Genomic DNA, 13,249 nt, shown 5'->3' on the forward strand with positions numbered 1-13,249 from the left:
GCCCGTGAAGCCCAGCGCGCCAGTCCGCCGATCACCGGTTGAAGAGCTGCCGCAGCACGTCGTTCATTGGCTGACTGTCCTGCTGCGCGACCGGCGGGTCCTCCACAGCGGGGGCCTCAGGCGAGCTCTGCGGTGCCGGGGTGGAGGGCGTTGCCGGCAAGCTGCGGCTGCGGCCGGAGCCGCTGCCCGTTGCGGGGCCATTGGAAAGCCCCTGCTGGATCAGATTGCCGATCGCCTCCCCCAGCGGGCCGCCGAGCAGATTGTTCTGCCCCGGCTGCTGGGCTTGCGGATTGGCATTGCCGGGAGCATTGCCGCCCGGTGCGGTGGTGCCACCCAGGCCAAGGTTGCTGCCGAAGCTGCCCAGAATGTTGCCGAGCCCGGCGCCGTCGGGGCCGAACAGGCCCTTGCCCATTTCGCGCAGCTTGGCATAGGCGGCGTCCGGATTGTCCAGCATGCCGGCCATGTCGGGATAGATCCGCGGCTGCGACCAGCTGCCCTGGATCATCACGGGGATGCCGAAGCCGACCGGCTCGGAGGTGCGGCCTTGGCCTTCGGTCGTCATCACGAGCTTCGGCTCGACGCGAAAGCCCATCATCTTGGTGTCGAGCGCGATGGTGCCGGCGCCGGTCACGCGCACCAGCGGCCCGATCAGATTGAGATCGGTCGTCACCGCCTGGCCCTTGTCGATGCGGAAGGAGGCCGAGAGCTGCGACAAATCCGTGCTCTGCTCCTGGCCCTGGTCCTTATTCTCTTGCCAGCCGGACAGCATGCCCGTCGTCAGCGAGCGGACCATCTGCGCGACGTTGATGCCGCGGATGGCGCCGTCCTGGAAATTGACGAAGGCCGTGCCCTGCATGTTCGCCATCAGCGCGCGCTGGCTGTTGCCGGCGCTGCGCAGGGCGAGCTTGGCCTGCAGCTTGCCGTCGATGCGGTCGAATTCGGCAAGGCCCTGGAGCAGCGGCAGCGCGCGCACGCCGACGAGATCGGAATGCATGGCAAAGCTCGGCGCGCCGCTGGTCGCATCCAGGATCACCTCGCCCGAGACCTGGCCGCCATAGGCGCCGAGATTGGCGGTGCCGGCCTTCAGCACGCCGCCGGCGAGCTTGGCATCGAGCGCCAGCGGCGCGATGCGCGCATCGCCGATCAAGGCTTCGTTCGCGGAGATCCGCAACTGCGCATCGACATAGTTGAGCCCGGACACGTTGATCGGCGCATTGCTCCAGGGCTGCCCGGCCGTGCCCTCCGGCGATTTCGCCAGCGGCATCGCGAGCCGCTGGAAGTCGAGGTCGACCTTGACCAGAGGCTTGCTCGCAATGTCGACCGAAGCCCAGCCGTTGAATGCGCCGTCGCCGAGCCTGCCGTTCAGGCCGTTGATCATCACGACATCGCCATTGAGCCGCATCTCGGCGTGACCGGTGAGCTGGGACTTCAGCACGTCAGGCATGTCGATGGCGAAATCCACCGGCACCGTCGGCCGCTCGGCCGGCGCCGCCGGCGTGGTTGTCTTGATGTCGAACTTGGTCGGATGATCGCCGACGCGCGCGGTGCCGGTGATATTGACCTTGCGGTCGCGGTCGACGGTCGCGTCGGCGTTGATGGCGCTGATGCGGCCCTCGACACGATCGCGCAGGCGCGAGAATGCAACTTCGCCGTCGGTGATCTTGATGCGGTCGATGGTGGCGCCATTGGTATCGAGCGCGCGCGGCTTCGACGGGGCGCCGGCACTCGGCAGGCGCTCACGCAGCAGCGGCTGGTAGAGCACGGGACGGGTGACGACGAGCTCGCCGATCTCGGGGCGACCGGACCATATGCTTGCGAGCGACACGTCGGCCTGCACGCTGTCGATCGTCAGGCGCGTGATGCCGCTGCGGTCCTTGGGGTCGGCAAGCGTGAGGTCGTTCAGGGTGATGTTCAGCGTCGGCCACAGGCTGATCTTCGTGGTGCCGTCGATCGACAGGCGATAGCCGGTCGCGCTCTCGACGTGCGAGGCGATCGTGGAGGTCAGGAAGCCCGAGGGGATCCCTACCATCAGCAGGAGTGCGATCACGATGATGACGGCGGCCAAAGCTCCGCCGGCGAATTTCAATGCTCTCATGTCGACTTTCCAACGACGGATGATCGGCGTCGAATCCGGCAGATGACCCGTCCTTTGCACCTTTAGTTTATCCCCGGACGGGAAGCGGCTCCAAGCGCGTAAAAATAGTCAGGGGGTGCTGCAAAGTTATGTGACTTATGACACACTTCTCCGGCGCGGTTTTACGCGATCCTGAAGTTGATGGATTCAAGCGATTTGACAGGAACAGTGACCAGGACGTTCACAAGGACATTGAAATGAGCAAGCAGGCCGAATTTGCGGTCATTCTGAAGATGAACCCGATGTTCGCCGATCTCGGCGCAGACGAGCTCCAGCGGCTGTCCAATCTCTGTCACACCCAGCATTTGGGGAATGGCGAGGTGCTGTTCCAGAAGGGCGATCCCGGGGACGCGCTGTTCGGCGTGCGCCGCGGCCAGGTCCGCATCGAGACCGGGGCCTCCGACGGCAGCCGGCTGACGCTGAATTTCATGGGGCCGGGCGACCTGTTCGGCGAGGTCGCGGTGCTGGACGGCCAGAGCCGCACGGCGGACGCCACTGCGGGCGAGACCAGTGAGCTGTTCGTGCTGCGGCGCGAAGATTTCCTCGGCTTCCTCGAGCGCGAGCCAAAGGTCGCGATCAAGATCATCGCACTGCTCTGCCAGCGCATCCGCTGGCAGAGCGAGCGCATGGAAGAATCCATGCTGCAGCCGCTGCCGGTTCGCCTGGCGCGGCGGCTCTGCGCGCTTGCTGCCGATTTCGGTTCCGAGGTCCACATTTCGCAGGAGCAGCTCGGCATCTTCGTCGGCGCCGCACGCGAGAGCGTCAACCGCCAGCTCCAGGCCTGGCGCAAGGAGGCGATCCTCGATCTCCAGCGCGGCCGGATATTGCTGCGGAACATGAACAAGCTGACCGCGATCGCGCGGAACGAGTAGGGTAGGCGGCTGCTCGCGGCGTCCGATCTTCCTGCTCGCCGCGCACTCATCATCGCACCCAACCGGCGGCGTCGTCCGTTTGAGACGCGCGGTCCTACTCCGCCGCCGGGTGCACGAAGTTCTTTGGTACGCGGGGCGCTTCCGCTGGTGCCGCTCCGTGATGATCGTCCGTCTCGGCATCCTCGCTGTGCACGATCAGCCGCTTGGCGAAGCGCCAGATCAGGGCGCCGAAATCGTCCATCACCATGAACATCGCGGGCACGAACACCAGCGACAGGATGGTCGAGAAGATCAGGCCGCCGATCACCGCGAGCGCCATCGGCGAGCGGAATTCGCCGCCGGCGCCGACCGCGAGCGCGCTCGGTATCATGCCGGCGGCCATCGCGATCGTGGTCATCACGATCGGCCGGGCGCGCTTCATGCCGGCGTCGATCATGGCTTCCTCGCGCGGCTTGCCGGCGCGAATGGCTTCGATCGCGAATTCCACCAGCATGATCGCGTTCTTCGTGACGATACCCATCAGCATCAGGATGCCGATCCACACCGGCGTGGTGAGCTGCTTGCCGGTGACGAGCAGTGCGGCGATGGCGCCGCCGATCGAGAGCGGCAGCGAGAACAGGATGGTGATCGGCTGCAGGAAGGTGCCGAACAGCAGCACCAGCACGGCGTAGACCATCATCAGGCCCGCCGTGATCGCGGTGGCGAAGCCGTCGGACAGTTCGTTCAAGCTTTCGGCGTCGCCGGATGGCGAGACCTTCACGCCCTTCGGCAGGGTCTTCATGACAGGCAGGTCGTAGATCTTCTTGGTCGCATCGCCGAGCGCGGCGGAGCCGACGAGGTCGGCCGCGACGGTTGCCTGCCGCTCACGGTCGTAGCGGTTGATGCTGGTCGGACCCTGGTCGAGCTTGACGTCGGCGATGACCGAGAGCGGCACGCCGCCCTTCTCGCCGCGCTCGCCGAGCGGCACGCGGAGCTGTTCGAGCGTCTTCAGATTGCCGCGCGCGGCATCCTCGAGCTGCACCCGGATCGGAACCAGGCGGTCGCCCACGTCGAATTTGGCGAGCGCAGGCCCGACGTCGCCGATGGTGGCGACGCGGATGGTCTGCGACAGGCTTTCGGTGGACACGCCGAGCCGTGCGGCGAGATCGGCGCGCGGCTCGATGCGCAGCTCGGGACGCTCCAGCGAGGTCTCCGAGATCACGTTGGCGATGGTGGGAATGCGCTTCATCTGCGTCGCAAGCTCGCTCGCGACGTTGTTGACGATGTTGGGGTCGACACCGGTCACCACCAGCGAGATCGCGCGCAGGCCGTTCTCGTCCAGGAACCAGAAGCGGATATCGGGAACGTTCTCCAGCTCCTGGCTGATCGAGAATTCGAGCTCGCGCTGGGTGATGTCGCGGCTGTTCTTGGGCGTGTAATTGATGATCAGGGCGGCGCGCCGCACTTCCTGGGTCCCCGGCGGGACGCGCCCGCCATCGACGAAGATGCTCTTGACCTCGGGCCGCTTGCGCAGGCGCGCGACGATGTCCTCTGTGACCTTTTCGGTGTAGGCGAGCTGGGTGCCCGGCGGCAGCTCGAGGGCAAGCAGCGAGCGGGCGCTGTCCTGCGCCGGAAGGAAGCCCTGCGGCAGCAGCGTGATGCTCCAGATCGAGGCGGCGAAGACGCCGAGGCCGATCAGCACCGTGACGAAATAGTGCTTCACCGACCAGGCCACGATCCGATGATAGGACCGCAATATGCGGCCGGGCGGCGGTTCCACATGCGTATGGTGCTTGAGGAAGTAGGCGGCCAGCACCGGCGTGACGAAACGGGCCGCGAGCAGCGAGAAGAACACCTGCACCGAGACGGTGATGCCGAACTGCTTGAAGAACTGTCCGGCAATGCCCGACATGAAGCTCGCGGGTGCGAAGATCGCGATGATGGTCAGCGAGATCGCGATGACCGCGAGGCCGATCTCGTCGGCGGCCTCCAGCGCGGCACGGTAGGGCGACTTGCCCATGTTCATGTGCCGGACGATGTTCTCGATCTCGACGATGGCATCGTCGACCAGAATGCCGGTCGACAGCGTGATGGCGAGGAAGCTGACGAGGTTCAGCGAGAAGCCGAGCATGTCCATCGCCCAGAACGCCGGGAAGATCGACAGCGGCAGCGAGATCGCGGCGATGATCGTCGCACGCAGGTCGCGCAGGAACAGGAGCACGATGACGACGGCAAGGATGGCGCCTTCGAACAGGGTCGAGATCGCCGCGTGGTAGTTGCCCTTGGTATACTCGACCGAGGTGTCGATCAGCTTCAGGTCGACCTCGGGATAGGCGGCCTTCAGCGCGTCGATGCGTTTCTGCACGGCTTCGGCGACCTTCACGTCGCTGGCGCCCTTGGAACGCTTGATGCCGAGCGCGACCACCGGCTCGCCATTGAAGCGGGCGAAGGTGCGGCGGTCGGCGATGGTGTCGGTGACGGTGCCGAGATCGTCGAGCCGGACCTCGCCGCCGCCGAACAGCGGGATCATGGTGCCGGCGAGATCGCCCAGCGTCTTGGCGCCTGCGAGCGTGCGGATCGCCTGGTCGTTCTTGCCGATCTCGGCGCGGCCGCCGGCGACGTCGACATTGGTGCCGCGCAGGCTCTGGCTGACATTGACGGCCGTCAGGCCCATTGCCTGCAAGCGATCGGGATCGAGCGAGACCAGGATCTCGCGCTCGACACCGCCGATGCGCTCGACCTGCGCGACGCCGCGCACGCCCTGCAGCGCGCGCTTGACCACGTCGTCGACGAAATAGGAGAGCTGCTCCGGCGTCTTGCCGGGCGAGATCGCGGCATAGGTGACGATCGGCAGGCCGATGACGTCGACGCGCTGGATCAGCGGTTCGGTGACGTTCTGCGGCAGGTTGGAGCGCACGCGCGTCACCGCGTCCTTGACGTCGTTGAGCGCGCGGTCGGTGTTGGTCTCGAGCGCGAACTGGATCGTGGTGACCGACAGGCCGTCGGTGATCGAGGAGGTGATGTGCCTGACGCCCTCGACGCCGGAGACCGCGTCTTCAACCGTCTTGGTGACCTGGGATTCGAGCTCGGCCGGCGCTGCGCCAAACTGCGAGACCGCAACCGAGATCACGGGGATGTCGGCCGACGGCAGCCGCGTCACCGCAAGCTTGGTGAAGGAGGTCCAGCCGAGAACCAGGAGGATGATCGAAAAGACGACAGACGGCAGCGGATGACGTATAGACCATGCCGAGATATTGAGAGCCATCAGCGTACCCGCGTGCGATCGAGTTCATCGGCGAACATGGTCTTGATCTGGTCGCCGTCATGGAGCGAAGAGCCGGCGTCGGCCACGACGATTTCGCCGACTTCGAGCCCTTCCAGGATTTCCGTCGCGCTGTCGGACGACAGTCCGACCCGTACCTTGCGCGTCTCGACGATGTTGCCTTTGACGACCTGCACCGTGAGATGATCGATCGAGGTCTTGGGGATCGAGACGCCGCAGCTGCGCTTGGCGTCGATCGAGGCGCGGGCGAACACGCCGACTTTCAGCGAGGGGTTGTTGGTGACGCTGATGCGGACGCGCCCGAGCTGGGTCGTGCGGTCGATTTCGGGCGCGACCAGCCGGACGCGTCCGATCAAATCGGGCGCGTCGTCGCGGCTGATGCGCACGGTCGCGCCGGAACTGAGCTTGGACATGTGCACCGCCGGCACCTGGGCGTCGAGCTCGATCTCGTTGTTGACGGCGATGCGGAACATCGGACCGGCCTGTGGCGAGGCCGGCGCGCCGACGATGGTGCGGACCTCGGTGATGAGCCCCGGCGCAGGTGCTTTCAGCGAGATCGGGCCTTGTGGGCCGGGTCGCTGCGGCTGGCCAGGGATCTGCGGCGGCGCAGTCAGGCGCGCCAGCTCCTGGTTGTCGGCGACGACGGCGCCCTCGGTGACCAAGAGATCGGTGACCCTGGAGCCTTCCTGGTCGGCAACGACCACCGCCTCGCGGCGCGGCACGAAGAAACCGGTCACCCGCACCAGGTCGGAGAAGCAGGCGTTGGTCGACTTCGTTACGATGACGAGCGCCTCGCCCGGCGTCTCCTTCGCTTCGGGTCGATGCCGATGCTCGAACAGATAATAGCCGGCGCCGAGCGCGGCGACGAACAGCACGGTTCCGACCGGCTTGAGATATTCGGTCAAATTCATCGCCGGATCATCCTGGCCTGGCTCACGGCCATCCGCACGAGGCCCAAACAGAGCGTTTCCCTGAAATAAAGCGTCCCGCAAGGTTGCGGGACGCGCTTTGGAAGCGAGACCTTACACCACATCACGACTCGTCACTGCAAAGGATTACGTCAGGCTCACTTCGACGCGGTGGTCTTGTTTTCCATGTTGACGACCTGCACGCGGCGGTTGACCTCGGCCAGCGGCTGGCTCGGATTCTTGAGCTTGCTCTTGCCATAGCCGACGGTGACGAGATCGGTCGCGGAGACGTTGTACTTCTCGATGAGGTAGCGCTTGATCGAATCGGCGCGACGCTCTGACAGGTCCTGGTTGTAAGCTTCGCCGCCGGCGGCATCGGTGTGGCCGGCGACCACGAAGGTCGAGCCCCTCAGGTCGGGACTGGTCAGCGCCCGGCCGAGCGCCTGCACCGACGGCATCGATTTGGCGCTGATGTTGGCGGAGTTGTAGTCGAACGTGATTTCGAGATCGATGTTCGGCTTGTCCTTGGCGACTGAAGCAATTTCCTCGCGCTCGGTCGAGGACAGCGAGCGCGTTGAGCGGCCGCGCACGGACTGAATCAGCTTGGTCTCTGCCGCATTCGGCGCGGATTCGGTCTGTGGGCCAATCGAGAGGCCGCGGGTCAGGGGCTTCTTGGCCGGTGGCGCGAGCGCGCGGACGATCTCGTCCTCAGTGACATTCTTGCTGTTGCCGCCATCGCCCGCGTATGCGGCCGAGGTCGGCAATGACAGGGCAGCGCCGATAGTGATGATGGACAGGATCGCGGTAAGTCCTTTTGCAGCCAATCTCATAGCCAGTCCCTCCTGCGCAGCCAGCTGGCGTGCTTCCAAACTCCAGCAATAGGCCCCGGAAAAGGCCTCTTGCGGCATCCGCCCATTAGTCTTTCTTGGCCTGTTCAAGGTTCGAGGCTTCGACTGCCTCAACCCAAAAAAATATCAACGCACTCCGTAGCTTGCGAATTCCTGAACGATGTTCGGATCCATCGCCTTGGCATTGGCGATGTCCAGCGCCCCTTCCTGCGCGGAGCCGTTCCGTTGCTTGGCAACGCCCCGTCCGTAGAGCGAGGAGGTCAGGCGCGGGTTGATCTTCAGGGCCGCGTCGAAATCGGCGATGGCATTCTTCACCGCTCCCGACTTGAGGTTGACGAGTCCCCGGCTGTCCAGCGCATCGACGAAATTCGGCCGCAGCCGCAGTGCCTCGTTGCAATCCTTCAGCGCCCCCTGGAGGTCGCCGACCACGGTGCGGGTCCAGCAACGGTTGTTCAACGCTTCGACGTCCTTCGAATTGATCCGGAGGGTGTCGTCGAAATCCTTGATGGCGAGGGTGTAGGCGCCCTTGCTGGCATAGACCTGGCCGCGCCGGTACAGCGCGTTCACGTCGTCCGGATTGGCGGCAATCTTGGCGGTCAGGCCCTTGATCGTGGGATCGTCAGCCAGGACGGCGGCGCTGGGCCCGCTGCCCGTGCTCGGCGCGGCACCGGGATCGATCGGCTTCACCGGCGGCGGTGGTGGCGGCAGGGCAGCCTCGATCTGCGGCTTCGGCGTGGGAGCCGGCGCAGGTGCAGGTGCAGGTGCAGGTGCAGGTGCAGCAGGAGCGGGTGCCGCGGCAGTGTCGGCGGGCTTCGGCGGCGGAGGTGGTGTCGGCGGCGTGGGCGGCGGGTTGTTGGCGACGACGGCCGGCGCAGGGGGAGGTGCAGGCGGGGTCGTCGTTGTGGGACGCGATCCGCCGGCCCCCGGCATGAACGAGAAATCTTCGGCCAATGACGAGGAAATCCACGGCACCTGCTCGCCGCGCGAGGCGCGGGTCACGCCCATCTTGGTGCGGTTCAGCGTCTCCTCGGCCATCAGGTCGGGGACGCGGATCTCCTTCAGCAGCTCCTGGACGAACAGGCTGTGGTCGCCACCGGCGTCCGAGACCACCGAGGCCAGCGCCGCCGAATACATCACCAGCGTGCCGTTCGGCGCGATAACCGGGGTCAGGCCGGCCGAGAAGCTGCGGAACCGGCGCTCGAACGGGTTGCGCCTGGAGGCGTCGATCAGCGCGATCTTGACGCCGGCGCCGCGGGTGTTGAGCTCGCCGAGGACCGTCTCGAGGCTGAAACCGTCGCGGCGCACGTCGGATTCCGTCCAGATCTGCGCATCGACAGGCAGCAAGTAGCTCTGGCGCGCCGACTGGATGCCGAAACCGCTGAAGAACACCAGCGCCACCGATCCCGGCTTGATCTTGCCGTAGAGCTTGTCGAAGGCGCGGCGCATGCCGTCGCCGGTCAGGTTCTCGCCGACCTCGACCGAGAAGCCGTCCCGCTTGAGTTCATCGGCGACGTCGCGCGCATCGTTGATCGGTTCCTTCAGCGGAGCATCCGCGTCCGGATATTTTGCATTGCCGATGACCAGCGCAAAACGGTCGCCGGCCGCAAGCGATGGGGCAGTCGGGACAAGCGAGACGAGCAAGGGCAGAAGGAAAAAGAAGCGAATTTTCATAATCAGCGCGGTCCAGCCAAAAAGGCGCCGTTCCAGCTTGCGCCGCGGCGACCTTAACTTACGCTTCCTGCATTATCAAACCGGGGACGGGGGGCGTCAACCGCTTGGAGATTCGGCATTATTGTGACGATTGACCGCAACGTGCGGGCGTGCCGCGAGGGGAATAGACGGGCTGCCATGACAGTACTCGGTGCGACCTGGTTCGATCCTATCGGCAGCATGTTAGGGCAACCATGGGGATGAAAAATGTGATTGGTCTCACATTGCAGGGCTTGCCTCCCGTCGCCACGCCCCGTTTGACCTTTCCCGCCGGCGATGGCTTGGTGCGCGCGATGGTCCCAGAAGATCCAACCCAGAAAAAGCAAAACCATGGGAAACGTCTACGAAATCTACGCCCTTCGCTACGCGACGATGTCGCCGCGCACCCCCAGCATGAACTTCCTGGCGCCCGATCCACATGACAGTGCGGCGCAGGACCTCGACTATTTCGTCTGGCTGATCCGCGGTGGTGCCCGCGACATTCTGGTCGATACCGGCTTCAATGCCGAGGAAGCGAGCGCGAGGGCGCGCAAGCTCACGCTCAATCCCGTCGATGCGCTGGAGCGCTTCGGCGTCGCGGCAACAGCCATTGCCGACATCATCGTGACGCATCTGCATTACGACCACGCCGGCAATCTCGACCGCTTCCCGAATGCGCGCTTCCATCTCCAGGAGCGCGAGATGGCTTACGCGACCGGCCGCTGCATGTGCAATGGCCTGTTGCGTCATCCATTCTCGGTCGAGCACGTCACGCAGATGGTGCGCCACGTCTATGGCGAGCGCGTCAGTTTCTATTCGGGTGACGGCGAGGTTGCTCCAGGCGTGACCGTGCATCGCGTCGGCGGGCATTCCGACGGCTTGCAGGTGGTCAGGGTCGAAACCGCGCGCGGTCCGGTCGTGCTGGCATCCGATGCCGCGCATTACTACGCCAATCTGCAGCGCAGGAGCCCGTTCCCGATCGTCTACAATGTCGGCGACATGGCGCAGGGCTGGGAGACGATCGAGCGCCTTGCCGGCCATCCCGACAGGTTCATTCCCGGACATGATCCGATCGTGACGGAGATCTATCCGCGTGCCAGCGAGAAGGTCGACGCCTGGGCGCTGCATTTGCCACCGACGCGATCGTTCGCGAAATAGGAAAGTCGTTCCGGGGCGCGCGCAGCGCGAACCCGGAATCCAGAAGTTGTAGCGCGAGATTCCGGGTTCGCCGCTGTCGCGGCGCCCCGGAATGACAGCATCGGCTAATACGCCTGTTTTGCGTCGGCCTCTTCGCTGGTCTGGATCAGGTCGAGGCTCTGCTCGATCTTGCCGAGCAGGGCCGAGAGTTGCCTGCGCTCCTGCGCGGAAAGGCAAGCGAGGATCTCGTCTTCCCGCCGCAGCAATTGCGGGAAAAGCTCTTCGTACAGCGCGCGGCCCTTCTTCGTCAGTTGCAGGCGGAATTCGCGGCGGTCGGCCTCGTTCTCGACCCGTTCAATCAGATCGCTGTTGAGCAGCGTGGTCACCGCGCGGCTGATGGTGGATTTGTGCGTGCGAGTGCATTGCGCGACGTACTGCGCGCTGCAGGCATCGTTGCGGAAGCCGAGCGTGGCGATCACGCGCCAGGCCGGAATGTCGAGGCCATGTCGTTCCTGATATTCGACCGAAAGCGCGGAACTGACTTCCGCTGCGAGCCGGTTGAGGCGGAACGGCACGAACTTGAACAGGTCGAGCCGTGGCTTTGGCCGCGCTGAAGCCTCGCCGGCCTCGCGCGCTTTCAGCGCGATGTCGCTGGATGTCCTCGCCAAGGAAAGCGCTCCGAATTCCAGTTGACGGCCGGCCGGCTCCGGTCCAAAATAGTTGCACGTGAGACTATCTAGCAGATCAGTCCTCTCCTGACCAGAGCCGAGGTTAGTGTATGGCGCAGGCCAAGTCCCAGTTCGGCTATCGACGCTACCCCGATCAGGATCGTTCCGGCCAGAGCCCGGCCGAGCACGCGGTCGTGGTCGTCGGTGCAGGCCCGGTCGGGCTGTCGCTCGCGATCGATCTTGCTCAGCGCGGCCAGCGTGTCGTCCTTCTGGATGATGCGGACCGCATCGGCGAGGGTTCTCGCGCGATCTGCTTCTCGAAACGCTCGCTGGAATATTGGGACCGGCTCGGCGTCGGCGACCGCATGGTCGACAAGGGCGTGGTGTGGAGCGTCGGTCGCATCTTCCATGGCGAATCCCAGCTGTACCAGTTCAACCTGTTGCCGGAGGAGGGCCACAAGCGGCCGGCCTTCATCAATCTCCAGCAATATTACGCCGAGGCCTATCTGGTCGATCGCATCAACGATCTGCCTGAGATCGATCTGCGCTGGCGCAACAAGGTGACGGCGCTCGAGCAGCGCAACGATTCTGTCGCGTTGACGATCGAGACGCCCGAGGGCGCATACCGCGTGCTCGCCCAATATGTCATCGCCTGCGACGGCGCGCGGTCCTCGTTGCGGCAGATGGTCGGCGCCGAGTTCGCCGGCCAGGTGTTCGAGGACCAGTTCCTCATCGCCGACGTCAAGATGACCGCGGAGTTTCCGACCGAGCGCTGGTTCTGGTTCGATCCGCCGTTCCATGCCGGGCGCTCGGCGCTGCTGCACCGGCAGCCCGACGATGTCTGGCGCATCGATCTCCAGCTCAACCGTTACGCTGATCCCGTCGTCGAGAAGAGGCCTGAGAACGTGCGACCGCGGATCGCGCGCATGCTCGGCCATGACGAGTTCGCGTTCGAGTGGATCTCACTCTACAAATTCCAGTGCCGGCGGATGGATCGCTTCATCCATGGCCGCGTCATCTTTGCCGGCGATTCCGCGCATCAGGTCTCGCCCTTCGGCGCGCGCGGCGCCAATTCCGGGCTCGAAGACGCCGAAAACCTGTCCTGGAAGCTCGATCGCGTGCTGCGCGGCACCTCGCCAGCGAGCCTGCTCGAGAGCTATCACATCGAGCGCAGCGCAGCGGCCGACGAGAACATCCGCGAATCCACCCGCTCGACCGACTTCATGGCGCCGAACTCGCACCAGGAGGCGCGGCTGCGCAAGGCGGTGCTGTCGCTGGCCAAGGAGACCGAGTTCGGCAAGCGTATGGTCAATGGCGGCCGGCTTTCGGTGCCATGCAGCTATGACACGCCTTTGTCCTCGCTCGACGCGGATACGTGGCACGGTGGACCATCGCCCGGCTGTTCCATTCTCGACGCCCCCGCTACGACGCCCACCGGCGAGCAGATCTATCTGACGGATGCCTTCCGCAAGGGTGGAACGGACTTCACCTTGCTGTCGTTCAGCAATGGTGCGCCCATCGATGCGCCCGATAGGGTCAAGGGCATCCGCATCGGCGGTGAGGGCGGGCTTGCCGATCCCTCGGGCTTCGTCGCAAAGCGCTACGGCGCTGAACCCGGCGCCGCCTATCTGCTGAGGCCGGATGGCTATGTTGCGGCGCGCTTCCGCCATCCGACGCGTGCGGCGATCGCGGCAGCGCTGGTGCGTGCCGAAGGCTTGTATTGAGGTTCCG

Annotated in this window: 9 protein-coding genes; 3 read left to right on the forward strand and 6 right to left on the reverse strand. The window is 65.1% G+C overall.

Translation table 11 applies throughout. The annotated features are described in order from the left end of the window. Window positions 1-31 precede the first annotated feature (31 nt). On the reverse strand, window positions 32-2,095 hold the full coding sequence (locus ACSHT2_RS22130) for an AsmA family protein (RefSeq protein ID WP_440636526.1): 2,064 nt from the start codon (window positions 2,093-2,095) through the stop codon (window positions 32-34). A gap of 236 nt (window positions 2,096-2,331) precedes the next feature. Here ACSHT2_RS22130 and ACSHT2_RS22135 point away from each other — a divergent pair, with 236 nt between their 5' ends. Beyond that, window positions 2,332-3,006, forward strand: a complete 675-nt coding sequence (locus ACSHT2_RS22135; RefSeq protein WP_440636528.1) for a Crp/Fnr family transcriptional regulator — start codon at window positions 2,332-2,334, stop codon at window positions 3,004-3,006. 94 nt (window positions 3,007-3,100) lie between these two features. Here ACSHT2_RS22135 and ACSHT2_RS22140 read toward each other — a convergent pair whose 3' ends face one another. The 4 genes from ACSHT2_RS22140 to ACSHT2_RS22155 all read right to left on the reverse strand — a co-directional run bounded on the left by ACSHT2_RS22140 (window position 3,101) and on the right by ACSHT2_RS22155 (window position 9,695). Continuing rightward, window positions 3,101-6,250 carry an efflux RND transporter permease subunit gene (locus ACSHT2_RS22140; protein WP_440636529.1) on the reverse strand — a complete coding sequence of 1,050 codons (3,150 nt, stop codon included), beginning with the start codon at window positions 6,248-6,250 and terminating at the stop codon, window positions 3,101-3,103. Next, entirely contained in the window at window positions 6,250-7,179 is a 930-nt protein-coding gene (locus ACSHT2_RS22145) for an efflux RND transporter periplasmic adaptor subunit (RefSeq protein ID WP_440636530.1), read from the reverse strand. Before ACSHT2_RS22145 ends, ACSHT2_RS22140 begins: the two co-directional genes overlap by 1 nt. A 155-nt stretch (window positions 7,180-7,334) precedes the next feature. After that, window positions 7,335-8,006, reverse strand: a complete 672-nt coding sequence (locus ACSHT2_RS22150) for an OmpA family protein (protein ID WP_440636531.1) — start codon at window positions 8,004-8,006, stop codon at window positions 7,335-7,337. A 144-nt stretch (window positions 8,007-8,150) separates the two neighbouring features. Continuing rightward, window positions 8,151-9,695 (reverse strand): caspase family protein, encoded by a 1,545-nt coding sequence (locus ACSHT2_RS22155; RefSeq protein WP_440636533.1) that lies wholly within the window; start codon window positions 9,693-9,695, stop codon window positions 8,151-8,153. A gap of 369 nt (window positions 9,696-10,064) precedes the next feature. Between ACSHT2_RS22155 and ACSHT2_RS22160 the strand changes: the two genes are divergently transcribed. After that, on the forward strand, window positions 10,065-10,871 hold the full coding sequence (locus tag ACSHT2_RS22160; protein WP_440636534.1) for an N-acyl homoserine lactonase family protein: 807 nt from the start codon (window positions 10,065-10,067) through the stop codon (window positions 10,869-10,871). A gap of 104 nt (window positions 10,872-10,975) precedes the next feature. Here the strand turns inward: ACSHT2_RS22160 and ACSHT2_RS22165 are convergent, their stop codons facing one another. Next, the gene (locus ACSHT2_RS22165; RefSeq protein WP_440636536.1) at window positions 10,976-11,518 is read right to left on the reverse strand and encodes a MarR family winged helix-turn-helix transcriptional regulator; all 543 of its coding nucleotides are present in this window, start codon (window positions 11,516-11,518) and stop codon (window positions 10,976-10,978) included. Between the two features lie 110 nt (window positions 11,519-11,628). On the opposite strand from ACSHT2_RS22165, the gene ACSHT2_RS22170 reads away from it, so the two are divergent. Then, on the forward strand, window positions 11,629-13,242 hold the full coding sequence (locus ACSHT2_RS22170) for an FAD-dependent oxidoreductase (protein ID WP_440636538.1): 1,614 nt from the start codon (window positions 11,629-11,631) through the stop codon (window positions 13,240-13,242). The last annotated feature ends 7 nt before the right edge of the window (window positions 13,243-13,249 follow it).

This window comes from Bradyrhizobium sp. PUT101, assembly GCF_052043945.1.
Classification (GTDB): domain Bacteria; phylum Pseudomonadota; class Alphaproteobacteria; order Rhizobiales; family Xanthobacteraceae; genus Bradyrhizobium.